21 protein-coding genes, 1 other RNA gene and 3 pseudogenes are annotated in these 23,562 nt (G+C 34.6%); 11 read left to right on the plus strand and 14 right to left on the minus strand.

The window, feature by feature from the left end:
- Positions 1-20: 20 nt before the first annotated feature.
- Both hisS and ABWU38_RS00575 read right to left on the minus strand, forming a co-directional pair.
- Positions 21-1,247 carry a histidine--tRNA ligase gene (gene hisS / locus ABWU38_RS00570; RefSeq protein ID WP_253309703.1) on the minus strand — a complete coding sequence of 409 codons (1,227 nt, stop codon included), beginning with the start codon at positions 1,245-1,247 and terminating at the stop codon, positions 21-23.
- The gene (locus tag ABWU38_RS00575; RefSeq protein ID WP_253309984.1) at positions 1,244-1,816 is read right to left on the minus strand and encodes a NifU family protein; all 573 of its coding nucleotides are present in this window, start codon (positions 1,814-1,816) and stop codon (positions 1,244-1,246) included. The genes hisS and ABWU38_RS00575 overlap by 4 nt, the downstream gene beginning before the upstream one ends.
- A gap of 169 nt (positions 1,817-1,985) precedes the next feature.
- Here ABWU38_RS00575 and ABWU38_RS00580 point away from each other — a divergent pair, with 169 nt between their 5' ends.
- The 3 genes from ABWU38_RS00580 to ABWU38_RS00590 all read left to right on the plus strand — a co-directional run bounded on the left by ABWU38_RS00580 (position 1,986) and on the right by ABWU38_RS00590 (position 4,310).
- Positions 1,986-2,237 (plus strand): DnaJ domain-containing protein, encoded by a 252-nt coding sequence (locus ABWU38_RS00580; RefSeq protein ID WP_264329184.1) that lies wholly within the window; start codon positions 1,986-1,988, stop codon positions 2,235-2,237.
- 88 nt (positions 2,238-2,325) lie between these two features.
- Positions 2,326-3,549, plus strand: coding sequence for a cytochrome b (locus ABWU38_RS00585; protein WP_265016691.1), 1,224 nt, complete (start codon positions 2,326-2,328; stop codon positions 3,547-3,549).
- 5 nt (positions 3,550-3,554) lie between these two features.
- On the plus strand, positions 3,555-4,310 hold the full coding sequence (locus ABWU38_RS00590) for a cytochrome c1 (RefSeq protein WP_373457563.1): 756 nt from the start codon (positions 3,555-3,557) through the stop codon (positions 4,308-4,310).
- Positions 4,311-4,951: 641 nt separating this feature from the next.
- Here the strand turns inward: ABWU38_RS00590 and ABWU38_RS00595 are convergent.
- Positions 4,952-5,967, minus strand: a pseudogene (locus ABWU38_RS00595) (IS110 family transposase).
- 223 nt (positions 5,968-6,190) lie between these two features.
- Between ABWU38_RS00595 and ABWU38_RS00600 the strand changes: the two are divergent.
- Positions 6,191-6,736 (plus strand): annotated as a pseudogene (locus tag ABWU38_RS00600) (IS256-like element ISWpi15 family transposase); the annotation flags it as partial.
- A 44-nt stretch (positions 6,737-6,780) separates the two neighbouring features.
- Here ABWU38_RS00600 and ABWU38_RS00605 read toward each other — a convergent pair.
- From ABWU38_RS00605 to nuoE, 4 genes are all read right to left on the minus strand, one after another.
- Positions 6,781-7,554, minus strand: coding sequence for a hypothetical protein (locus tag ABWU38_RS00605; protein WP_353272297.1), 774 nt, complete (start codon positions 7,552-7,554; stop codon positions 6,781-6,783).
- Positions 7,555-7,556: 2 nt separating this feature from the next.
- Positions 7,557-8,627, minus strand: coding sequence for a hypothetical protein (locus ABWU38_RS00610; RefSeq protein WP_353272298.1), 1,071 nt, complete (start codon positions 8,625-8,627; stop codon positions 7,557-7,559).
- A 143-nt stretch (positions 8,628-8,770) separates the two neighbouring features.
- Positions 8,771-9,982: a tRNA guanosine(34) transglycosylase Tgt gene (tgt, locus tag ABWU38_RS00615; protein ID WP_253309318.1), complete on the minus strand. Its 1,212-nt coding sequence runs from the start codon at positions 9,980-9,982 to the stop codon at positions 8,771-8,773.
- Positions 9,983-10,483 carry an NADH-quinone oxidoreductase subunit NuoE gene (gene nuoE / locus ABWU38_RS00620; RefSeq protein ID WP_253309317.1) on the minus strand — a complete coding sequence of 167 codons (501 nt, stop codon included), beginning with the start codon at positions 10,481-10,483 and terminating at the stop codon, positions 9,983-9,985.
- Between the two features lie 342 nt (positions 10,484-10,825).
- Here nuoE and ABWU38_RS00625 point away from each other — a divergent pair, with 342 nt between their 5' ends.
- From ABWU38_RS00625 to rnpB, 3 genes are all read left to right on the plus strand, one after another.
- Positions 10,826-11,275: a hypothetical protein gene (locus tag ABWU38_RS00625; RefSeq protein WP_265016635.1), complete on the plus strand. Its 450-nt coding sequence runs from the start codon at positions 10,826-10,828 to the stop codon at positions 11,273-11,275.
- A gap of 261 nt (positions 11,276-11,536) precedes the next feature.
- Positions 11,537-13,807, plus strand: coding sequence for a hypothetical protein (locus tag ABWU38_RS00630; RefSeq protein WP_353272299.1), 2,271 nt, complete (start codon positions 11,537-11,539; stop codon positions 13,805-13,807).
- Positions 13,808-13,964: 157 nt separating this feature from the next.
- Positions 13,965-14,312: RNase P RNA component class A (gene rnpB, locus ABWU38_RS00635), an RNA gene on the plus strand.
- A 48-nt stretch (positions 14,313-14,360) separates the two neighbouring features.
- Here the strand turns inward: rnpB and ABWU38_RS00640 are convergent.
- Positions 14,361-15,131 carry a response regulator transcription factor gene (locus ABWU38_RS00640; RefSeq protein ID WP_096616586.1) on the minus strand — a complete coding sequence of 257 codons (771 nt, stop codon included), beginning with the start codon at positions 15,129-15,131 and terminating at the stop codon, positions 14,361-14,363.
- Between the two features lie 325 nt (positions 15,132-15,456).
- Here ABWU38_RS00640 and ABWU38_RS00645 point away from each other — a divergent pair, with 325 nt between their 5' ends.
- The 4 genes from ABWU38_RS00645 to ABWU38_RS00660 are packed head-to-tail and all read left to right on the plus strand — an operon-like array spanning position 15,457 to position 18,890.
- Positions 15,457-16,440, plus strand: coding sequence for an NAD(P)H-dependent glycerol-3-phosphate dehydrogenase (locus tag ABWU38_RS00645; protein ID WP_253309313.1), 984 nt, complete (start codon positions 15,457-15,459; stop codon positions 16,438-16,440).
- A 19-nt stretch (positions 16,441-16,459) separates the two neighbouring features.
- Positions 16,460-16,942: a phosphatidylglycerophosphatase A gene (locus ABWU38_RS00650; protein WP_265016633.1), complete on the plus strand. Its 483-nt coding sequence runs from the start codon at positions 16,460-16,462 to the stop codon at positions 16,940-16,942.
- Positions 16,932-17,711, plus strand: coding sequence for a GNAT family N-acetyltransferase (locus ABWU38_RS00655; protein WP_253309312.1), 780 nt, complete (start codon positions 16,932-16,934; stop codon positions 17,709-17,711). Before ABWU38_RS00650 ends, ABWU38_RS00655 begins: the two co-directional genes overlap by 11 nt.
- Positions 17,712-17,753: 42 nt before the next feature.
- The gene (locus ABWU38_RS00660; RefSeq protein ID WP_353272300.1) at positions 17,754-18,890 is read left to right on the plus strand and encodes a hypothetical protein; all 1,137 of its coding nucleotides are present in this window, start codon (positions 17,754-17,756) and stop codon (positions 18,888-18,890) included.
- Positions 18,891-18,893: 3 nt separating this feature from the next.
- Here ABWU38_RS00660 and ABWU38_RS00665 read toward each other — a convergent pair whose 3' ends face one another.
- The 6 genes and pseudogenes from ABWU38_RS00665 to ABWU38_RS00690 form a co-directional block, all read right to left on the minus strand.
- Entirely contained in the window at positions 18,894-19,682 is a 789-nt protein-coding gene (locus ABWU38_RS00665) for a succinate dehydrogenase iron-sulfur subunit (protein WP_353272301.1), read from the minus strand.
- Positions 19,683-19,768: 86 nt separating this feature from the next.
- Entirely contained in the window at positions 19,769-20,221 is a 453-nt protein-coding gene (ybeY, locus tag ABWU38_RS00670; RefSeq protein WP_253309310.1) for an rRNA maturation RNase YbeY, read from the minus strand.
- Positions 20,215-20,613, minus strand: coding sequence for an EVE domain-containing protein (locus ABWU38_RS00675; protein ID WP_253309309.1), 399 nt, complete (start codon positions 20,611-20,613; stop codon positions 20,215-20,217). Before ABWU38_RS00675 ends, ybeY begins: the two co-directional genes overlap by 7 nt.
- Entirely contained in the window at positions 20,613-21,809 is a 1,197-nt protein-coding gene (gene ftsZ, locus ABWU38_RS00680; RefSeq protein ID WP_253309308.1) for a cell division protein FtsZ, read from the minus strand. Before ftsZ ends, ABWU38_RS00675 begins: the two co-directional genes overlap by 1 nt.
- Before the next feature lie 238 nt (positions 21,810-22,047).
- Entirely contained in the window at positions 22,048-22,500 is a 453-nt protein-coding gene (locus ABWU38_RS00685; protein WP_353272302.1) for a hypothetical protein, read from the minus strand.
- An 84-nt stretch (positions 22,501-22,584) separates the two neighbouring features.
- Positions 22,585-23,433 (minus strand): annotated as a pseudogene (locus ABWU38_RS00690) (YifB family Mg chelatase-like AAA ATPase); the annotation flags it as partial.
- Between the last annotated feature and the right edge of the window lie 129 nt (positions 23,434-23,562).

Here is a 23,562-nt window from a genome sequence, read left to right on the forward strand (position 1 = left end):
GAAAAACATTTGCATTGCTCTTAATTGATGTTTTCTATTGTGTTATCGCGAGCAATTATTTTTTCTTCACCTGTATCCATGTTTTTGATCTTTAAAGTTTTACTACTCAATTCTTCATCGCCAAAGATTAAAGCAGCTTTAGCATTTGCTTGATTTGCTTTTTTCATTCGGTTTTTAAGTGCTCCGCTATATTCGTAGACTACATATAAACCATTTCTGCGCAATTCATTCGCAAGTGTTAGAGCATGTTCATCAGCCTCTCTGCCGATCGGAATTAGGTAAATAGGTCGCTCTTCTTTCGGAGAATAATTGATTAACTCCATTATGCGTTCAATACCTCCTGCAAATCCTATCGCTGGAGTGTGTTTTCCACCTACTGAAGATACTAAATTATCGTATCTTCCACCGGCAAAAACTGCCCCTTGTGCACCTAAATCTTCTGTGACAAATTCAAATACTGTGTGACAATAATAGTCTAGACCTCGAACTAATTTGCTATTTACAGTGTAAGGTATGCCAAGAGCTTGCAGTCCATTTAACACCTGGTCAAAGAAATATGAAGATTCTTTTGTATAGTGATCACTGATTTTAGGCGCATCAGAAATTATTAATCTATCTTTCTCATCCTTAGAATCCAGTATTCTGAGTGGATTTTTGATCAACCTATTTTTGCTATCTTCTGATAGATCGTTTTGATACTTTGTAAAGTATAAGATCAAAGCTTCTCTATACTTAGTTATTGTTTCACTATCACCTAAAGAGTTGATTTCCAGCTTTACATTTTTATTGATGCTAAATTCAGTTAGTAAGTGCTGAGCGAGTGATATCAATTCAACATCGGCTTTTGAATCTTCTACACCAAAAACCTCAAAATTTATCTGATGAAATTGCCTCTGTCTTCCCTTTTGCGGTCTTTCGTAACGAAATGCAGGCCCTGTTGAAAATAATTTTATCGGCGTTTGCAGTTTTTTTTCAATTAATAGCCTAACAACCGCTGCAGTGAACTCAGGACGTAAAGTTATGCTCTTTCCCCCTTTATCATTAAAGGTGTACATCTCTTTAGTGATGATGTCTGAGCTATCACCTAAAGTCTTTGTGAAAACTTCCGTATATTCAAATATCGGAGTTTGAGCAGGCAAAAAGCCATATAGACTTGAGATTCTGCTTGTTGTTTGCTCTATGTGTTTAAACTTGTACCATTCATCAAACAGGAGATCTTTTGTTCCTCTAACCGTTTGATTAGTCATAGTGTGGTCTCTATACCTGCAACCTCTGGTATGTGGTAGCTCAGCATATTCTGCACTCCTTGCTTTAAAGTAATTGCAGCACTTGGGCATCCAGAGCAAGCTCCTTGTAACTCAACATAGACTATCCCGTCTTTATAGCCACGAAATTTGATATCGCCACCATCTTGAGCAACTGCAGGTTTGATATAACTTTCCATCAATTCTTTTATTCTATTTACAATTTCTATATCATTTTTATCAAAAAATTCTTCATCCGGTATATTATTATCATTTACTCCTTCTTTATCTAGTGCTCTTCCACCTGAAGTAAAGTGATCCATGATTGTAGTTAAAATTTCTACTTTTAATGTATCCCAATTAATTCCACCCAATTTTGTTACTGAAATAAAATCATGACCAAAAAACACTCTTACCACATGTTCTATTTGAAAAAGATTTGCTGCTAGCTTGGAGTTTTTTATTTCATCTGCATTTGAAAAATCAGCCGTTTCTCCTTCGTTTAGAATTGCAAATCCAGGGAGAAATTTCAGTGTGTTTGGATTTGGTGTTTCTTCAATCTGGATGAACATGTTATTTACCATGACAATTATAATTGTTACTATTTAATCATAAAATGATAAAAAAATATACATGTCATTCATCTTTTTTCTTTTTTTAGTATTCATAGTAGTTACATTTGTTTTGCCTAGCGTTGTTGTATTTTTTCTTTTCCTGACAAAAAAAAATAACATAAGTTTCATGATGAACTCTATATTGAGTAAGTTTTTGAACGAATTTAATAGCAGTAGAAGTTATACTGAAAATTACACTGGTGATAACATGTCCAAAGATGAGGCATTAAAGATACTGGGGCTGAATCCTGAGGCAAGTCAAAATGAAATTAATAAAGCATATCAAAATTTAATGAAATTAGTTCATCCAGATAAAGGAGGCTCAGAGTATTTTGCACAGAAATTAAATGCGGCACGTGATAGGTTGCTGAAGAGGTAGTAATTAATATCGCTTTAAACTTTTTATTTGTGTGTAAAGGATAAGTTGCTACAATAAAACGAGTTAAAGGTAGAGAAAGCTTTAAGTTATGCAGAAAAAAAAAACAACGATAGAAGAAGAAAAAGGCATATTAGGGTGGATAGAATATAGATTGCCTATATTTTCTTTTTTGAAACACACTGCTTCTTACCAAGTGCCAAAAAACTTAAATTATGCTTGGAACTTTGGCTCTTTGGCTGGTATAGCGCTAATTTTACAAATAATAACAGGTATATTTCTTGCTATGCACTACACTCCGCATGTTGATTATGCGTTTAATAGTGTAGAGCGCATAATGCGAGATGTGAATTACGGGTGGTTAATACGCTACACTCACGCTGTTGGAGCATCGCTCTTCTTTATGGTAGTCTATGTTCATATAATGCGTGGATTATATTACGGATCTTACAAGAGGCCACGAGAGATGGTGTGGTTTGTTGGTATATTTATATTTTTTGCAATGATGGCAACTGCCTTTATGGGATATGTATTGCCTTGGGGACAAATGAGTTTCTGGGGTGCAACAGTCATAACCAACTTATTTTCAGCTATACCTTTAATTGGCAATAAAATAGTTATATGGTTATGGGGTGGTTTTTCCGTTGATAATCCAACACTTAACCGTTTTTTTGCTCTGCATTATCTTCTGCCTTTCATTATTATTGCTTTAGCTATGCTTCATGTGATAGCTCTGCATAGGTTTGGCTCTGGTAACCCAAGTGGAGTGGAGGTAAAATCAGATAAGGATACCATTCCTCTCTATCCTTATTATATAGTCAAGGATTGCATAACTTTTGGTCTGTTTTTTGTAGTTTTGTTTGCATTTGTTTTCTATGCTCCTAATTATCTTGGACATCCAGACAATTATATAGAAGCTGATTCTATGGTCACTCCGGTACATATAGTGCCAGAGTGGTACTTTTTACCTTTTTATGCAATGCTACGTTCAATTCCAGATAAACTTACTGGTGTGCTTACCATGTTTGCGTCTATTTTAGTTTGGTTTTTGTTACCTTGGCTTGATAAATCAAAAGTTAAAAGTGGTGCTTATCGCCCAGTGTTCAAAAAATTTTTTTGGGTTTTCGCAATAAATTTTGCACTTCTTGCCTGGCTTGGAGGACAAGAGGTGAAAGAGCCTTACATCACTATGAGTAGGCTATCCACTCTTTATTATTTTGCATATTTTGTAATAATTTTACCACTGCTTAGTAAATATGAAAAGCCAAAAGAACCACCAAAAACCTTAAGTGATTCTGTGCCGGAGATGAAGTAATGCTGATGAGAAGTATGTTAGCTATACTTTGCATATTGTTTTTTGCTAATTTTGTGTATGCAGAAGAATTCAAGCCATCACCAAATAAAAAAATGGACTGGAAATTTGATGGAATTACCGGATCTTTCGATAGAGAGTCAATTCAACGAGGCTATAAAGTGTATAAAGAAGTCTGTGCTGCTTGTCATTCAATGAATAGGATAGCATTTCGTAATTTGCAAGATGTTGGTTTTTCTGAAGAAGATATAAAACAGATTGCAGCTTCTTATCAAGTTAAAGATGGTCCGAACGATTTGGGTGAAATGTTCGATAGACCTGGAGTACCTTCGGATTATTTTATTGCACCTTTTGATACAAAAGAAGCAGCTGCAGCAAGCAATAATGGTGCAGTTCCACCAGACTTATCGTTAATTATTAAAGCAAGGCATGATGGTGCAAATTATGTCTATTCACTGTTAACAGGCTATCAAAACGGCGAGCACGATGAAAATGATTTATACTTCAACCCTTACTTTTCAACAGGCAGGTTAGCTATGGCGCCACCACTTTCTGAAGGAATGGTGGAATATGATGGTGCAAGACAAGCCACAGTTGAAAATATGGCGTATGATGTGATAAATTTTTTACAATGGGCAGCAGAGCCAGAATTAGAGCGCCGGCATAAACTTGGATTAAAAGTAGTGGCGTATTTTATAATTTTAACAGTGTTTTTTGTATTAACTAACAATAGAATTTGGAGCAAGCTCTATAAAAAGAAGTGATAGTCAATTTTGCCTCAAATACAATGGTTGTCATCCAAGTAGCTAACACTGGTTCCTTTATGACGGCAGTGCCCAGAGGTGTCATGCAAGTAGCTGACAACATAGAAACGAAAAACTTACTTGACAAACTCCGCCAGCCCCCTTATCATAACACTGAAGCTATTTATTTATCTTCGCAATCTCTACAGTGGATTAATGACAAAAAAACTTAATGTATTTGGCGTAAATCATGCTTAATTTTTTGCACTATGTGCACCTCATGTCTTTATTTTTCTTTACAAATTCACCAAAAGTGCTTCATTTTATAACGCAAAACCCATACTCACCAAACCCAATGCATTACTTACAATTAAAATTCCTGGATCCCAGTGTCAGCTACTCGGATGACAGGAGATACCGTCTTGTTAGTCAACAAAAAAATTATAAAAATTTCCCAAGTTGCATCATAAAATCAAAAAATACTTCCAATTGTGTAACAGTACACAGATTATAGTTAGTGGATATGTTGATAAGTAAATTAGTTTTATACGCACAAAACAGATGAAGTTTACTTATCAACATATCCACTAACCAACAACATTCAATAAATTTGTGTAAGATACCACTTTACATAAGATAGATGATAGGAAGCATTTTTGATTTTAAAGTACTAAACCTTCAGTCAACCTCCTAGCCCTGTAGTTTTTGATATGGTTAGGATCAAAAGCACTTTTGGATGTCAGAATACCGAAAATGATATGGAGTAGCTTACGCATTGCAGCACCAACGATGGCCATATTATGCTTACCCTTTTCCTTTAATCTTTGGCAAAAGCTCATAATGATAGGATTGTGATTCTTAGCTACTATGGCAGGAAAGAAAAGTGCCTTACGTAATGTTTGTGAACCGGATTTACTTAATCTGGGTTTGGCATATACAGAGGAACCTGACGTCATATTTCGTGGTATAACTCCTGTATATGCTGCCAATTGCCTGGCATCTCTAAAAACCTCTATATCAGAAACTTCAGCTAAAATAGCTATTGCTGATTCTTCTCCTATGCCTGGAATAGTCAATAGAAGTTGAAAATTTTCCAACAATTCTTTGTGTTGATTTAATAGTTCACGTACGGAGTTTTTTATTGTTTCTATTTTTTGAGCTATATTCATTGCAAGGTCTTCCCAAGCATTTGCAACTTCTTTAGGCAGTCTCTCTTTTTTTTCTAAGTGGTTATTTACTAATGTTAACTCATCTTTTAACGCAACTGAGCAACGATAAAGATGTTTTAATTTTTTCATTTCAGGAGAAGGTGGTGTCCAACTAGAAGGTTCCTGTCTTTGGCAATAATCAGCAATAACTTCTGCATCGGTCTGATCATTCTTTTGTCGTATCAGCTTACTCCTTGCATAAGATTTTATGCAATAAGGATTTACAACACTTACAAAATGTCCAGCATTGTGTAGAAATTCAGCCAGTGCTTCGCTATAACAACCAGTAGATTCCATGCAGGTTTTTACTTTTTCTACATTATGTTTGTGTAGAAAATTCAGTAGACTTTGAAACCATCGTTCTTAAAGCTTCTTTTTCTAGTTTCACGCTTTCCTTTTTTGCTTATAAATGAGAGAAAAACATCAAAGCGATCTTTTGATATATCTATGCCCAAAAAGTTGTTGATCATATATAACCCCATACGTTACCATTAAAAATGAAAAGTAAGGCTAGTCTTGTGAATACAGAATTAGAACCATTCAGGTCTTTCTACGATACCGTCCAGCCTATACTTTTGAGAAGGGAATTCTTATCTCCTCTACAGATTTTATATCTAAGAAGAAGCACAGAGTTCCTCCCTTCTCCACCTAATGCTTAAGCTTAAAACATTAGATGCTTTTGACAAGATACAAGTAGAAGATATCCTTATTGCCTGCGTTGATGGGCTGAAAAGCTTTCCTGCAGCTATAAACAGTGTCTTTCCTAATGCGGAAGTGCAGATGTGTATAGTGCATCAGATACGCAACTCACTGAAGTATGTGGCCAGTAAAGATGCGAAGAGTTTTTTGAGCGATTTAAAGAAGGTATATCAAGCTTCAAGCAAGGAAATTGCCGAGAATTATCTGTTGGAATTAGATGAAAAATGGGGCACAAAGTACCCTATGGTTATAAAATCTTGGCAGAATAATTGGGAAAACTTGTCTGGTTATTTTAAGTATTCTGGTCCAGTTAGGAGGATAATCTACACCACCAATCCCATAGAGGGGCTACATAGGCAAATTAGGAAATTCACTAAGACCAAAGGCTCATTTACCAGCATAAATGCCTTGTATAAGCAGGTATATTGTGCTATAAAGAAGGCAGAGGAAAAGTGGACGATGCCTGTACATGATTGGGCATTAACTATCTCTCAACTTGATGTTTTCTTTCCTGGCAGATTGAAAATTGAGTTGAACTAAAAATGCGGTTTGACACAGTTTATTTAACACTCCCTGCTTAAAGCTTAGTGTATTCTGTTATATTGATTTGGCTGCTTTACAATTGAAGCAATGTGCTGTGAACTACACGCTTCTTTTATATTGCTTCTAGGAGGAGATGATGATGCTTGACCTTGAGGTGTAGTGCTGCTTGCAGGATTCAAGTTTTTATTTTTCTTTTGCTGATGATAGTTCCATGCTTCTTGAACGGTTTGATGTGTAGGTTCTCCATCATTATAGTTTCCTCTCACAGAGTTTGAGTTTATGTCTTTCTTTTGCGGAGGATAATTCGATGCCTCTTCACGAGTCTGGAATATAGGCTCTCCATCATTATAGTTTGAGTTTATATTTTCCTTTTGCAAACCAGCGTTCAATAATTTCGATATCTCTCGCCCTAGCTGATCACCTTTATAATTATTGTTAAGATCTTTGATTTTCTCTTTTTTCTCGATTATTTGAGCTAAGGACTCGACAATAATATCTTTGTTTATTCTTGAAGCATCTATTGGCTTACTTCCTTTGACAGTAATTTCACTACTTCCTTGCTTACTACTTACATTATAGCCCTGCCCTTCAATTTTTGTTGCCACTTCTCTTCTAAATAAATTGCAAATAGCATTTATTACCTCTTGAATACAATCTTTAAAAAAAGCTTTGATTGCTTTAAATTCCTGTGCTAAGGAGATAGTCTCAGTGTATACTTGTTTTTTATTCTCACCATCAGTAACCATACCATCACTTGATTTCCTTTTTTGAGGAAGTGATGGTGATGCACTCTTATGTATAGGCTTTGCTTGCACTTTTAATGCACTCTTAATATCTTCAAAATTTTGGTATAATACTTTTCCTCTGGCACTATTTTTGATGCCTTAAATCCCTCTATTACTCGATCCGAAGCATCTTTTATTATCTCCTGAACCTTTTGAATATCTATTTGCTTACTCCCTTTGACAACAATTTCTTTTCTGTCCTTATTGCTCACACCATAGCCTTGCTCTTTGAGTGCCCTTATCGCCTCCTCTTTAAACAAGTCTTGAACACTATGTACTTCTTTCCTTAATTTATAACCATTGTTAATAAGAACAGACTTAATTGTCTCCATTTCTTTCTCTAAGGAAACAGTGCTTTTATTAATCTTAGCATATAGCGATTCTTGTTCCCTTGAGTTTTCATAATTTGGTTCTTGTATCAAACTGGTATTGATAAACTTTTGTACCTTTCCTAGATAACCAACATTTTTATCCTCTTTAGGTACTCGCACACCTTCAAATTTGATTTTTTGTATCTCTTCAATACTCAGCCCATTTTTTTCAAGCCATTCCTCTCTTTTACTCATTGATGCAACAAACTCATTAATCTTTTGAATATTTTTTACATCATCATCAACTAGCATGACAGTTTTTGGCAACTCACCATGTTTATCCTTATACTCCACAATTGCCTTACAGATGTGTAAATTTTTTCCAACTTGATTTTTTTGTTCTTTGAGACCTTTTGGAAGCTCATTATCATAATCTCCTGGAAACCCACCAAATACAGAAATACCGCCTGCTTGTTCTTTAGATAAACCCAAATGATTCTCTACAACCCTTCTCACAGCGTCTGAATATCCTGTATACGATGCGATATTAACTTTCACTCCATTTGAAAGTGCAGATTGCAACACAGATTTTAATGTCTCCTTATTTTTTACTCCGCCTGTATTCTTTAGAAAATTTCCTATATCAGTATCGTTCACTGCATATTCTGCACCAGAATTGAAATCACTTTTTTTGAACCCGGAGTGTTTACCGGAGAAAATATTATGCATGTGTCCATTAGTAATAGTGTTATCAAAATCAAATATTAATAGGGTATTATTTCCTTTAGCCATATCTTCACCTCTAATCCTTACAAATCATATGGGTAGAGACTAACATTAATAGATTAATTATTTATTATAACCTTTCTAATTAATAGTGTGATAAATAAAGTAAATATAACAAGAAGTAAAAATCAACGGCATAAAGAAAAGACTTAAAGAGAGGCCAAATCAAAGTGCAATGGTATTTCACTAATCCAATTATTTTTCTCTTGATCTAGCCTATCATCCAATATTGCCTGCCTTATAGATGCCATTAACTTATTCATGAAGAAAACGTTATGAATGGTAACGAGTGTGTAAGCCAGGAGCTCTTTAGCTTTCAGTAAATGGTGTATATAAGCTCTTGAATGCTTTCTGCAGGTAAAACATAAGCAGTCACTTTCAATTGGGTTATTGTCCAGCTCGAATTGTTGATTTCGCAAATTAATATGCTCTTTGCACTTTGAAGAAATAGAATCTCTATTTTTTACTTTAATAAGCGCACCACCATGCCTTGCTAAACGGGTTGGATGCACGCAATCAAACGTATCAATTCCAAGACTAACTCCGCGAAAGATGTCCACAATTCCACCAATACCAAGCAAATGAGTAGGCCTATCTTTTTTCAGATGGTCCATAGTGAAAGAAACTACATCGTACATCTGCTCTTTACTTTGACCAAGTGATCCACCTATTGCTTGACCAAAAAATGGCAAATCGTTAATAAAATTACAACTTTCTCTACGTAAATCTTGATATACTCCGCCTTGACTAATTCCATACAGTGCCTGCTTGCCATTATTGTTTTTTTCAAATTCATTTAAAGAACGTTCAGCCCATTTGTGGCTCATGAGCATTGATTTTGCTGTGTATTCTTTGCTTATGTGAAATGGAGTACATTCATCTAAGACTAAATCTGCACCTAGTTTCTGTTGAATTTGTATAGACTTTTCAGGAGTCAAGCAATAAGTTTTACCATTAATGTAAGAACGAAAAATTGCCCCATCCTCATTAATTTTGATCAGAGTTTTTTGTTTTTTTCTTATTCCTTTTATCTCTTCCGAAACTGATCCGTGCCCTAAGCTAAATATCTGGTATCCACCAGAATCAGTGAGCATTGGTCCACTCCATCCCATCATCTTGTGCAAACCACCAAGTTTTGCTACGGTATCTTCCCCTGGTTGGAGCATTAGGTGATAGGTGTTGGAAAGTATTATCTGAGTACCTGCTTCACTAATTCTCTCGATATCTGCAGCTTTAATTGCAGCTTTTGTTGCACAGAATATAAAAGCTGGTGTTTCTACGCTTCCATTTGGAGTTTTAATTGTTCCAACTTTTGCAGAACCTGATTGCTTGATTATCTTGAATGCAAATTCTTCTTTCATCTATTTGCCTGAAAGTTCTGTTATGATGTTTTCTACTTTCTCAGGAGTAAGATTTTCATAGAAGTCATTATTGATCTGCACAACGGGAGCATTAACGCATGCACCTAGGCATTCAACTTCTTTTAAAGTGAACAAATTATCTTTAGTAGTCTCACCGATATTGATTCCAAGTTTTTTTTTAAAGGTATTTAAAACTTCTTCACTATTGCACAACCAGCAAGGAGTTGTTCTACAAATTTGTATTAGATATTTGCCTACTGGTTTTAAATTATACATGGTGTAAAAATTTGCCACTTCATATACACGAATATGTGGAATATGCAGCATATCAGCAACATAACGCATAGCAGATTCAGAAACCCATCCGCATTGCTCTTGAACCAGGTATAGTAAAGGCATGACAGCACTACCTTCTCTACCTTTGGGATACATCTCTATAAACTTTTCCGCTTTCTTAAGGTTTTCTGATGTAAAACTAAACTGCTCTTTTTTTTCTATCATTCATGAGACTCGTGTAAACTTTACAGATTATACCTGTAGAACCAATGATTGCAATTGTTGGTTTTTTGAGAAATAGCATTTTGCAGTATCATACTACCCATACTGCCCAACTTGTAAATTCTTTTGGCTTGGCCATAGGATCCAGTTAAAAAATCTGATCATGCTCTAACTTCAATTGTTTCATAAGTTTGTTTTAGTAAATCTCAATTATTTTAGCTACAGCTAACTACTTTAAAAAAATGCTTAAGAAATTATAGTATATTATTTATAAATACACTATCCTTGACATTTATTATAAATGTTGTGTATGATAAACTATATTTATTAATATGAGGTTAAACTATGAGTAAACAATTAAATTTATGGATAAAAGAAACTGGTGAAGAGAAATTTAAAAATTTTCTCACATCACTAGATAAAGAAAATCTTCAAAAGCATGCCACAACTATTTACAGAAATTACGAACAAAGTTACAATGAAAAGTATTTCATGTACAACAAAATTGGTTCTGGTGCAGTAGTAATAGGATCTTGTGCTCTCATTCTGCTATCTCGATATTTCGATCTAAGAGAAAAAGTGCAAAAACCACTTGAATACATGGCACTTGCAGCAATTGTTATCTTTGGAGTTGGATTTCTATACTCACTTTATCAAGAACATGAATATAAAGCCTCCAACAAAAAGGGAGAATATGTATCAGATCACGAAAAACATAAGGAGCTTCCTGAGGTTCAAACAATTATAGATGAGCTAAAGGCAGAAGCCCTATTAGGGAGTAAAAAAGAAATTTAGCCAAAACTTAAGATTCCGCTACTTGTTAGCGGAATCTGCATAAGACATAACGAATAAAAATTTACCTTTAAATATAGATTATAGGGTTTTGAGAACTCTACCTTCCTTTCATCTATAAAACTTCTTAGCCATTTTCGAGCCTATACTTACTTTTTAGTATAAAATAAAGACGTTAATTTTTTAATTTTAGTTAAAATTTTCATTGACATTAACACACAGGAGTAATCATAATAGCATTTTATTAATATTTTAAATAAAATTATGTCTATATTAGGAAGATTGCTCGGGATCAACTCAAATACACCGGAAGTTAAAGAAGCGGTAGGTTTTAACCCAGCAAACGTAGGGTTGATTGAAGGAGATGGAGTCGCTTATGGACTTAGCTATCAAGATAATGGTAATGGGAGCAGTAAAGTAAAATTACTTATTAGTCCATTATATCAATCAAAAACATACGAATGGGGTACAAATGTCAGCGTAGTAAATGAATTCAAAGGTCAATTGTCTCTCACATTAATAGAAGATTCAGCTGAAACAGATAAAGTTGGAGTTATCTTTCCTACAGAAGAAATTAACAAAAAAGAAAAATGCATCAAAGGCTTAACATTCAACACTTACGAAATCAAGCATTCAATTAATGTTCCCTTAGTTGAATACGTAGGAAAAGTAAAATTATACAAGAACATTAATAGAGATAGTCTTGCAAATGAAGACAATAGCTACTTTCAACCAAAAGCAGTAAAAGTTGGTAATGGTAATGTTCTTGTAATTGCTCATAACTTAAAGGATCAAACTTTAGTTTCTTGGTATTTACAATCAGACACAAATGGAAAATTTAAGGTTTTGCGTGAAAAAAACGGTCTTATAGAAAGAAAATTATTCAAATTTGATAATCCAGGGCAATTAGTACTAGATGAAAATACGATACTTTATTCGCAAGTGAGAAAAAATAGTATTGAAAATCAAGAAGTAAGAACAAATATTTTTAAGTTCGATATGGCTAAAGTGGTTAAGGATCTAAAAAGTGGCAAGAAAGATGAATGTTTGCTTAGTAAGAGATGTCAGATAGATAATAAAGCACTATCTCTTTCCAGAGAATATGAAATAAGCTTTTTACAGTATGTGAAACGAACTGAAGGCAATGATCTAGTTGCCTTTCTTGCAGAAGACCGGTTGTCTGATAAACAAACGTTACATTTAACAAGTCTTGTTAAGAATGGATCAAAATCGAACTTTACTATTTGCGAATTTGCAGATTCTATAGAGCAATTGTACGTTAAAGACAATGGTCAAGACAGTTTTATTGTAACTGCAATAAGTGAAGAAAACATCGCAATTTTCAATCATCAAAGATTTGAAAAACCTTCTAAGGTAACAATAATACCGGCAAGTAGTATCAAAACTCTCAGTGATTTTGTTGATATCATTAACGGTCGATTGACACCTGATATCACTTCTAGTAGTACCGTGGCTCCTGTAACTATTACAGAAACGGTTGTGACTTCTAAGAAAACGCTGACTGCTGCAATTACTAGCACAACAGAAACCGACACTGTAAAGACTACCAAATTAACAACAGAAGCATCAACTACCGTTGCACCTACTTCTACAATAAGTAAACCTTCAACAGAGTCAACGACTCAAACAAGTACAGTAACAGTGGAGCCAACAACAGAAGCCGTTGCACCTACTTCTACAATGAATAAACCTTCAACGGAGTCAACGACTCAAACAAGTACAGTAACAGTGGAGCCAACAACAGAAGCCGTTACACCTACTTCTACAATGAGTAAACCTTCAACGACTCGAACAAGTACAGTAACAATGGAGCCAACAACAGAAGCCGTTACACCTACTTCTACAATGAGTAAACCTTCAACGACTCGAACAAGTACAGTAACAATGGAGCCAACAACAGAAGCCGTTACACCTACTTCTACAATGAATAAACCTTCAACGGAGTCAACGACTCAAACAAGTACAGTAACAGTGAAGCCAACAACAGTAGCAAAAACAACTACTACTTCACAAGTGACCACGGTTGCTACAACGTCAACTAGTGTGCCAATAATAAACTCAGAGAAAACTATACAAACAGTATTTAGTATACCAAGTACTAGAACAAAAGAGTCAACAACTCCTATATTTACCACGACTTTACTTCCTCAACCTACTTCTTCACCACAGCCTACTCAACTTGCTATAGGGTCTAATAGGGCAGGAATGATAGGAGGATCTTTGATTGGAACAATAGGTATTGCTGGAATTATAGGATTTATAGCATATAAATGTATTAAGAAATATCACGGTTATTATAATGCTGCTCATGTGTTAGAATTAGCTAATTTGGAATCGCATTCAAATAGCAGCAATGAAGAAATTTTTTTCACCCATAGCAGAACAAGCAGTGATAATAACATATCTATACAAACTACGTATCAATCTGAAACAATGCTAGACAGTATATCGGTAGAAAGTAGTAGTAGGTCAAGAAGTAGCTCATCGTCTTCAGGCGGTGGACTAAGCTCTTGACTGACTGAAGCGGAGTCTAAAAGTGAAAAAAGCTTATCTTGGGATAGCGATGATGTGCCGGAATATCACCTTTAGCTATTTGTCTGAATGTTTTTAATATGTAGACTGTTAGGAAATTGTCTTTTGCTTTTGTGATTTTCATGTTAAAGTATAATTCCTGGGTGAAATAAGTAGCTGCTGTTATGTGATAAACATAGCAGAGGAAAGTCCGGGCTCCAAGGAAAAATAGTGACGGGTAACGCCCGCCGGAGGTAACTCCAGTTATAGGGCTACAGAAAATTACCGCCTAAAATATTTAGGTAAGGGTGAAAAGGTGTGGTAAGAGCACACCATGGCAATGGCAACATTGGTAGTCGAGTAACCAACACTAGGAGCAAGATTAAATAGAAGTAGATTTTATGTTTTTCTCATATCTACTCGGGTAAATCGCATGAGGTAAATGGTAACATTTACTCCAGATAGATAGCTACATAAACAGAACTCGGCTTATATTTCACCTAGGCGTCACATGATACGTGCGATATAAGCCATGCTATATTTAAGTGTAGGCATTTCATGCGTTGTCCTTCACTTGTTCTGCTTGATAGCCATCACTACTTTCGCCTACATTAACATTAGAATATTCTTCATCATCAATATACTCTTTCAGAACATACCCTCTGCCCCAAACGGTTTCTATGTGGCTTTTTCCATCATTTGCACTTTCAAGTTTCTTACGTAATTTGCACATAAAAACATCAACTATCTTGTTATCTGAAGGTTCATCCAAGCCATTGTAAAGATGATTTAAGAACATTTCTTTTGTTAGTACTGTTCCTTTACGCAGTGCTAGCAATTCTATCATAGAATACTCTTTATTAGTAAGGTGAACCGTTTTACCTTTCACCTCAACAATCCTGTGATCAAAATTGATATTTATATTACCAATCTTTATCACCGATTCAGGATGGCCTTTAGTACGACGCACTATGGCCTTAATTCGAGCTAATAACTCGCTTTTATGAAATGGCTTGGTTAAGTAATCATCTGCACCATACCCAAGCCCTTTAGCTTTGTGATTGACAGCGGATATACATGAAAGTATTAAGACAGGAACTTTGATTTTTGCACTTCTTAGTCTTAACAATATATCATATCCGTCAATATCACCAGGCAAGTGTATATCTAAAATAACTAGGTCATAGTAATCTCCGTTTGAGGAAACCATATTATTGTTATAATCTTGTGCAGAAGTAACAACGTCACAGAAGTGTCCATCAGAAGTTAAGGCATTAACCACAGTCTTTGCACTTACTTGATCATCTTCGATTAATAATATACGCATATTTTACACCCCATAAATAATTTATAATTTTAGTAATATATATAACTAAGGAAAGTAATAAATCAAATCTTTATTAACAAATGATCAAAATTACACTTATTAATTAATAATAAATATATTGTTCCAAAGTTATATAAATAGATCTAAAATATAATAGATATACCATGGTAGTAATAATATTTTTAGTAAATATTGAATTAAAGTTACTATTATTAAAAGAATACTTCGGTTAATAAATATTTAACTATTCTATATGTCTGTGTTATATTTTTAATTTACTTATCCTACTGTTTTAAAGTATAAGTAATACTTTCAGGAATATTGTGTGGCAATATCAATTTTAGGTGCTGGTGCATGGGGTACAGCAATCGCAATTTCACTCAGTAGTAAGAAAGATGTGATTTTGTGGACTCGCAATGAAACTACATTTGAATCAATCAACGGGAAAAGAGAAAGTGACAAGCTACCCGGTTGTCGAATTTCTGATAATGTGTCAGTAAAATTGGCTATTGAAGACACAATTAATGCTTCAGTAACAATCCTCGCTGTTCCCACTCAATCTCTGAGGGAGGTATGTCAGCAATTGCATAATTGTAATCTGAAAAAAGATGTAGCAATAATTTTAGCTTGTAAGGGAATAGAAAAGTCTACATTAAAATTACCTAGTGAAATAGTAAATGAAGTTTTACCTAACAATCCTATTGCTATTTTTTCAGGCCCTAGTTTTGCTGTAGAAGTTGCAAGAAAATTGCCCTATTCAATGGTTCTTGCATGCCGAAATAACATATTGGGTTCAAAGCTAGTATCAGAACTACAGCAAGAAAATGTTAAATTACGCCTTAGTAGCGATGTTATAGGGATACAGGTTTGTGCAGCGTTAAAGAACGTTTTTGCTATAGCGTGTGGGATTGTTCTAGGTAGTAAACTTGGGTTTAATGCTCATGCAGCATTGATTACGAAAAGTGTAAGCGAAATTAAGGCTTTATACTCAGCAAAAGTTGGTAACGGTAATGTGGATATAAATACACTACTTGGACCGGCATGTCTGGGTGACCTAATTATGACATGCACATCCTTGAATTCAAGAAACCTATCTTTTGGGTTTAAAATAGGTAATAGTGACAATGGCTTTAATGTTCAGCAGATTTTGTCAGAAGGCAAGTCAGTGATTGAAGGTTTTAGCACTGCTGAGCCCATATTTAATTTAGCAAGAAAGCTAAAGATAAAAATGCCTATATGTGAAGCGGTCTATAGATTATTGTATGAAAGCGCCTCTATAGAGGATACTATTTCTGTTCTTGTAAATTAGTTTTGTACTTTGGTGTATTGTGAAATTTTTATATAAATTGATATCAACATGGTGGCTGTCTGGCACAGTAAAAAAAATGCCAGGTACCATAGGCAGCTTAGCTTCTTATCCAATTGTTCCTGTGATACTGAGTGACAGAATTTTAGGTGCAGCAATTATTTTTTTTTTATTTTTGATTGGACTATGGTCTATAGGCAATTATATAAAACACTACAAGACTTCATGTGATCCAAAAGAGGTAGTAATTGACGAAGTAGTTGGTCAATTGCTGACAATACTTTTAGTTTCGATATTGTTAAGCCAAGAGATGAATTGCTCTTCATTGTTGTTGTGCTTTTTTTCTTTTAGGTTTTTTGATATAATAAAAACGTGGCCTATAAATTTGATCGATAAAAATACCAAAGGTCCTTTAGGTGTTATGCTAGATGACATTATAGCTGCAATTTTAGCCTGTGTTCTTATAGGAGCCTTTTATTGTTTATTGTTGATGTATGCAGGATAAAAAAATTTATTATTCAAGCTTAATTGTTCAAAATTTAAAGGATTATATACTGTACACAGCGAATTTATCTGAGTGGGAAGTACACGATGAATTTGATAACGTTACATTTACAATAAATGGTACTAGGGAGTCATTATTTAATTTTGTGTTCTGTGGAGATCAATGTACCGAGCTTTCTATACAAAAAACTCTAGATTATCTCAGAACAAGAGATATAGAAGCAACATGGGTAATAAATTCACATATGAAAATAAGAGATATTTTAGAAAAGTGTGAAATAAAACACGTTAGCACACCAAAAAAAGCTTTACTTAATATGAAAAATTACTTTTTACCTGCTGATGTTATTCCAAACTTGAGGTTAAATGCTGTAAATGGTAGCGACCTCTTAGAACAGTTAGATTTACACACTTCTAAAATTTTTTATCATGGCGTTGGAATTGTCAGCACATTTTTTCGCGGATTATCAAATTATGATGATAAAAACTCAAGATTAAGATTTTTTCTTGTAACACTAAATAGTGAAATTATTGGGACATGCGGTCTTTATGTTCAAGACAGTGTAGCTGGTTTTTATAGTGATGGAGTTTTACCAATTTACAGGAATCGTGGAATAGGTACCCAAATGGTTTTAGAAAGAATAAAGATAGCTAAACAGCTTGAATGCAAATATATAGTAGCACATTGTATGAAACCTTCTGTAAACCTTTATAAGAGATTGGGCTTTCAGATGTTAGGCAATCTTTACTTATATAACTCTTCAGCATAATTCTGAGCGGTTACAAGTTTTTACATCTGTTTTAGAAGTGCTATGTTTTTTTTGTATGAAGTGGTTTTAATATCGATTCTAATATTATTCTTTCTCTCTTATTCTAAATTAAAAATTAGTAATAAGATTAAGAACTTACAACATCGAAATGTTATCATAAATAATTTAATTGATACTGTGAATGATGGGTTTTATATTTGGGATGCAAAAAAGCGTATAGAAAAGTTCTCTCCCAACTTACTAATTTTGCTTAATACTGTTTTTTACTCATTTAATGAGTTTGTGAATTTTTTTGAGCAATCAGAAAGTTTAATTAAAAATTTTGCTGAGGCAAAGGAAATAAATAAATCTTTTACTCTAGATTTAAAGTCAAAAGACAGTGAGGTTTATTGCATATGTTATGGTAGAAGCATAATAGATGATTCTAACAATGTGATTGGTGTGCTGTTATGGATAAGGAATGTCTCAGACTGTAAAATAAAAGCTCACGGACTTGAGCTAGAAAATAGTAAGCTTACACAAGAAGTGGAGAGCTATAAAAATGTTTTCAACTCTTTACCATTTCCAATACTAAAATATAACAAGAATAGAAAGGTAGAATTCTATAATTTGTTTTATGATAAATATGTAGATGGCTCTAAGAAATTTGCTATTACCAGTAGCGCTCATAGCACAAAACCAGGAAGGCATGTCGTAACTTACAAGAACGAATCTAAGGTTTTCGATTTTGTTAAAATTCCAATACAAGGTTCTGGTAGCATAGTAATGTATGGGAAAGATGTTAGTGATGCAGAGAAATTATATACTGAATTAAACAGTTATTTAGCTACACAGAAAAATTTGCTTGAGAGGTTGCCGGTTGCTATAGTAATATATAGTAAGAATCAAAAGCTAAAATTTTATAATAATGCTTTCATAAAAACCTTTCAATTTGACCCAAAATTTTTGGCATCTTACCCAACTTATCATGAAGTTATGCTTTACCTCTTCGAATCTAAAAAGCTTTTAGAAAAAGAGGATTTTCAAACTATTAGTAACCAAAGACATGAGTTATTCAAAAAATTATTTGCATCGTATGATGATACGATGCATTTCACGAATGGAAAAGCGTTCAGGGTATTAACAATACCCTACGCTTCGGAAGGTTTGCTGTTCTCTTACGAAGAATGCAAAAGATGATACTTAAACTCCTTCTTTCTCTACCATGAGCTGTTTTACTTTCGCTATTGCTCTTGCTGGATTAAGTCCTTTAGGACAAGTTTTTGTGCAATTCATTATTGTATGACAACGATACAACTTGAATGGGTCGTTTAAAACATCAAGTCTTTCACCTGTCTTATTATCACGGCTGTCAGCAATCCATCTGTAGGCTTGTAATAGTATTGCTGGTCCTAAAAATTTATCACTATTCCACCAGTAGCTTGGGCAACCAGTCGAACAGCAAGCACATAATATACAGTCGGACAAGCCATCTAATTTTTTTCTATCTTCAGGAGATTGAGAGTATTCTTTATTTGGTAGGGCAGGCTTATCTGCTTGTAACCAAGGTTTAATTGATTTGTATTGCTCATAAAATTGGCTCAAGTCCGAGACTAGGTCCTTTATCACATACATGTGAGGTAATGGATATATTTTTACATCACCTTTTATATCGTGTATAGATCTAGTACATGCAAGAGTATTGGTTCCGTCAATATTCATGGCACAAGATCCACATATGCCTTCTCTACAAGAACGTCTGAAAGTTAAAGTCGAATCTATTTCATCCTTTATTTTTATTAATGCATCAAGTACCATAGGGCTACAACTATCCATATCAATAAAAAATGTGTCTATTCTAGGGTTTTTCTCGTCATCAGCAGACCAACGGTAAATTTGAAATCTTCTGATGTTTTTTGCTCTAGCAGGAATAGGATAAATTTTGCCCTTTTGATTAATTTTAGAATTCTTTGGCAAAGAAAACTGAACCATATCACTTACCTTTTATTGTTTATAGCTAAAACCCTTTGTAGATAACATATTTTATTATCATCTACTATATTTTTATTAAATTCCTTTTAAATCGCGCACATATTGTAGCCAAGCGAAGCTAAAATTTCTCTTTCTAGATTTTTCATTATAATTTCTTCATCTTTTTTTTGGTGATCATGACCAAGTAAATGCAGTAATCCATGCACTAACATGTGTGCAATGTGAGCAAGAATAGGTATACAATACTCATGCGATTCTCTTTTTATTGTGTCTATTGAAATTGCTATGTCTCCTAAATCGCACTCATTAGACAATTGTTCACACGGAAATGATAGTACGTTAGTTGGCTTATCCATTTCTCTAAATTTTAAATTAAGTTGATGTAGCAAATCATCATCAGCCAGAGCTATTGATATATTTGGTTTATAGTGGTCTATTTTTAATTCTTTTAGAGAAGCATTGATGACACCTAATACAAAATTTTTAGGATTTTCTATAATGCTGCACCATTTCTTGTCAAGAATATTTACTTCTAACATTCACTCATCCTTATTACTTCATTCCATTCAATTTCCGAAACTGGGGCAATTGATAAACGTGGTTGTTTTAATATAGACATATTTTTCAAAAGTGGGTTTTGTTTTATATTATTTAACGTTACTTGGTTATTTAAAGGTTTCAAAAACTTTACATTCACTAATCCGAACTTGGGATCATTAATATGATAATACTCTTTAAATACTTCAACGATTCCAAGTATTGCTTTCTCTTTACCTGTATGATAAAAAAACGCAAGATCGCTTACTTTCATAATTTTCATGTAATTTTGAGCTTGATAATTGCGCACGCCATCCCACTCAACTACCTGCTCCTTTTCCATTTTTTGCCATGAATATTCACTTGGCTCTGACTTGAGTAGCCAAAGTTGCATTATTTTTTTCTTCTTAAATAAGCCGGTATATCATAAACATTGCTGCCCCATTTAGCTCCTTCGCTTACCTGTTCAGTTGGTTTTGTTTCCAGTGTTTTGTCTTGCGTACTTTCACTGTGACTATAGGGCCACTTAAATTTCTCTTTCTCTGAGTCTTCGCTCTGACTTATAGGTGAAGTTTCTGACTTATTATTGCGACCATCAATGCCAGTTGCAAGAACAGAAACTCTAACTCTTCCCTCCATCGCTTGATCAAAAGTAGCACCAAATATTATATTTGCATTTTCATCTACTTCTTCACGCACTCTATTGGCTGCAGCATCAACTTCAAACAGAGTCATATCTCCGCCACCAGTAATGTTAATTAATATTCCTTGCGCACCTTTCATTGATACATTGTCAAGCAATGGATTGGATATTGCAGCTTCCGCAGCACTAATTGCTCTATCTTCTCCTTCTGCCTCTCCGGTGCCGATCATCGCTTTGCCCATCTCGCTCATTACTGTTTCTATATCAGCGAAGTCAAGATTAATAAGCCCTGGCATGACCATCAAGTCAGTTACTCCTCTGATGCCAATATGCAGAACATTATCAGCAAGTTTAAATGCATCAGAAAATGTAGTTTTTTCATTTGCAATTCTAAATAAATTCTGATTTGGAATGACAATAAGTGTATCCACGTATTTTTGCAGTTCTTCAAGTCCAAGCTCTGCAATGCGCATGCGGCGCACACCTTCAAAACCGAACGGTTTAGTTACAACTCCAACAGTCAATATCTTTTTTTCTTTTGGCGCTCTATCCTTAACTGCAGCTCTTGCTTCTCTGGCTGCTTTTGCAATTACCGGTGCTGCACCGGTTCCGGTACCACCGCCCATTCCTGCTGTGATGAAAAGCATATGACTATCTTTTATATGCTCCATAATTTCATCGATTGATTCTTCTGCTGCACCTTTCCCAACATCAGGCAAAGCACCAGCACCAAGACCCTTAGTTAAATTAATGCCAAGCTGAATTTTTTTATCACATAACGACTTTTCTAGTGCTTGAGCGTCGGTATTTGCGACAACAAAATTCACTCCTTGCAAATTAGATTGGATCATGTTATTCACAGCATTTCCACCAGCACCACCCACTCCCACAACGGTAATCCTTGGGTGTAATATAGGTAACTCCGGCAGACTAAGATCAATAGACATTTAAATTACTCAAATTTAGCGAATTCACTTGATAGTAAGTTACCGCTTTTTTAATAATATGCAAATACTTTTCACTTCTATAGGCGTAAACAGTAAACGGGATTTACTTATTCTTAATATTTATACTAATAAGTGCTATTTTATAATTACTAGATTTTTGGATGATATTACTTCAAAAAAATAAAAAATGTTTATAAAAAGGGACAGAGACCTATCCCTTTTTGTTTTGTTGAAGTTATTATACACCTTTTTCTGCTTTGTTCGATGCTTCAACCACAACATCTTTTAATTTTGAGGCAACTTGATATGTTCCATAAAGAACAGCAGCTGCAGCAATTGTCATTATGGCACCTGCAACTATCTGACCAGCAACACCTGTTCCGATAAATCCAGGTAATGAAGCAGCTATTGCTTGATTTGTCCCAACAAAGTAGCTGGCAGTCTTAGCAAGAAACCCAGAAGCTTCTGCTGCACTAACAAAGCCTGCTTTCATATGCATTGCTGTAAAGACAACACTTGCAACTGCAACCGGAAATAATGCTGTTCTTAACTTATTATCCTTAATATACTGACCAAGCCCACCAGCAGCACCTGTAACTCCCCAGTGTCCATTATCAGGGTTTTTATATCCCTCTAAAATAGCGTGAAAAACACTATGTTCTTGTTCGTAATTATATTCTTTTAATGCCATAACTCTACTCCTTAAATAGAATGTTAAAATTTCATTAAGGGCAGTATATAATGAAACAAATTGTCTGTCAAGTAAACTAATTTTTTAATATATCCTTATTCTGTAATTCAGCGCTTCAGCAATGTGTGCTCTTTTTACTTCTTCACTTTTTGCAAGATCTGCAATGGTTCTTGCAACTTTTAATACGCGTGTGTAGCCTCGATTGGAAATGTAATTTTCTTTCAGTACGTATTTTAGCAATTCTAACCCTGCCTGATCTGGTTCAGTAAATTTATTAAATGCTTCACCGCTTACTTCTGCGTTACAACGAACATTCAATTTACTATAACGCTCAGTTTGAAATTTTCTTGCTGCTATCACTCTTTCTCTTATGATTTTAGTACTTTCTCCCTCCACAGAGATTTCAGGAGAGAGTATGCTAACGTTTGGCATTTCAATGCATATGTCTATTCTATCAAGCAATGGTCCTGATATTTTGTTTTTGTAATCTGTGCCACACTTTGGAGCTTTGTTGCACGATCTACTTGCATCCCCCAAGTAACCACATCTGCAGGGGTTCATCGCAGCAATCAGTTGAAAATTTGCAGGGTAGGTTATGTGAGCATTTGCCCTTGCAACGGTAACTTTTCTATCTTCAAGTGGTTGGCGCAGAGAATCAAGCACAAGTCTTGGAAATTCAGGTAGCTCATCAAGGAATAACACGCCATTGTGAGCCATAGTGATTTCTCCAGGTTTTGCATTCTTTCCTCCCCCTATCATTGCTGGCATAGAGCATGAATGATGAGGTTCACGAAAGGGGCGAGTTACTTTGAATATTTCATTACCAGTTTTTGTTATGCTGGAAATAATATTAACATCAATCATCTCCTGTTCGGTCAAATCAGGCAGCAATCCTATAAAGCGCTTAGCAAGCATTGATTTTCCAGTACCAGGGGCTTTGTTGCATCGCTAGCTATGATGGATTAAAGATAAAAAAGATGGAGAATATCAGTAGCTTATTATTCTGGTATTTATAACAAGAACGGTCAGTGAATACCTAAATTTGAGTAAAAGAAATTTCAC

The sequence above is a fragment of the Wolbachia endosymbiont (group A) of Urophora cardui genome (assembly GCF_964028435.1).
Lineage (GTDB): Bacteria > Pseudomonadota > Alphaproteobacteria > Rickettsiales > Anaplasmataceae > Wolbachia.

Bases quoted from the DNA above. Each gene is read 5' to 3' on its own strand.
- ABWU38_RS00655 (WP_253309312.1), top strand. From the start codon at position 16,932: ATGCAGGATAAAAAAATTTATTATTCAAGCTTAATTGTTCAAAATTTA.
- ftsZ (WP_253309308.1), bottom strand. From the start codon at position 21,809: ATGTCTATTGATCTTAGTCTGCCGGAGTTACCTATATTACACCCAAGG.
- ABWU38_RS00610 (WP_353272298.1), bottom strand. From the start codon at position 8,627: ATGGCTAAAGGAAATAATACCCTATTAATATTTGATTTTGATAACACT.
- ABWU38_RS00580 (WP_264329184.1), top strand. From the start codon at position 1,986: ATGATGAACTCTATATTGAGTAAGTTTTTGAACGAATTTAATAGCAGT.
- ABWU38_RS00625 (WP_265016635.1), top strand. From the start codon at position 10,826: ATGAGTAAACAATTAAATTTATGGATAAAAGAAACTGGTGAAGAGAAA.
- ABWU38_RS00590 (WP_373457563.1), top strand. From the start codon at position 3,555: ATGAGAAGTATGTTAGCTATACTTTGCATATTGTTTTTTGCTAATTTT.
- ABWU38_RS00585 (WP_265016691.1), top strand. From the start codon at position 2,326: ATGCAGAAAAAAAAAACAACGATAGAAGAAGAAAAAGGCATATTAGGG.
- ABWU38_RS00665 (WP_353272301.1), bottom strand. From the start codon at position 19,682: ATGGTTCAGTTTTCTTTGCCAAAGAATTCTAAAATTAATCAAAAGGGC.
- ABWU38_RS00660 (WP_353272300.1), top strand. From the start codon at position 17,754: ATGTTTTTTTTGTATGAAGTGGTTTTAATATCGATTCTAATATTATTC.
- ybeY (WP_253309310.1), bottom strand. From the start codon at position 20,221: ATGTTAGAAGTAAATATTCTTGACAAGAAATGGTGCAGCATTATAGAA.
- ABWU38_RS00630 (WP_353272299.1), top strand. From the start codon at position 11,537: ATGTCTATATTAGGAAGATTGCTCGGGATCAACTCAAATACACCGGAA.
- tgt (WP_253309318.1), bottom strand. From the start codon at position 9,982: ATGAAAGAAGAATTTGCATTCAAGATAATCAAGCAATCAGGTTCTGCA.
- hisS (WP_253309703.1), bottom strand. From the start codon at position 1,247: ATGACTAATCAAACGGTTAGAGGAACAAAAGATCTCCTGTTTGATGAA.
- ABWU38_RS00575 (WP_253309984.1), bottom strand. From the start codon at position 1,816: ATGTTCATCCAGATTGAAGAAACACCAAATCCAAACACACTGAAATTT.
- nuoE (WP_253309317.1), bottom strand. From the start codon at position 10,483: ATGATAGAAAAAAAAGAGCAGTTTAGTTTTACATCAGAAAACCTTAAG.
- ABWU38_RS00640 (WP_096616586.1), bottom strand. From the start codon at position 15,131: ATGCGTATATTATTAATCGAAGATGATCAAGTAAGTGCAAAGACTGTG.
- ABWU38_RS00685 (WP_353272302.1), bottom strand. From the start codon at position 22,500: ATGGCATTAAAAGAATATAATTACGAACAAGAACATAGTGTTTTTCAC.
- ABWU38_RS00675 (WP_253309309.1), bottom strand. From the start codon at position 20,613: ATGCAACTTTGGCTACTCAAGTCAGAGCCAAGTGAATATTCATGGCAA.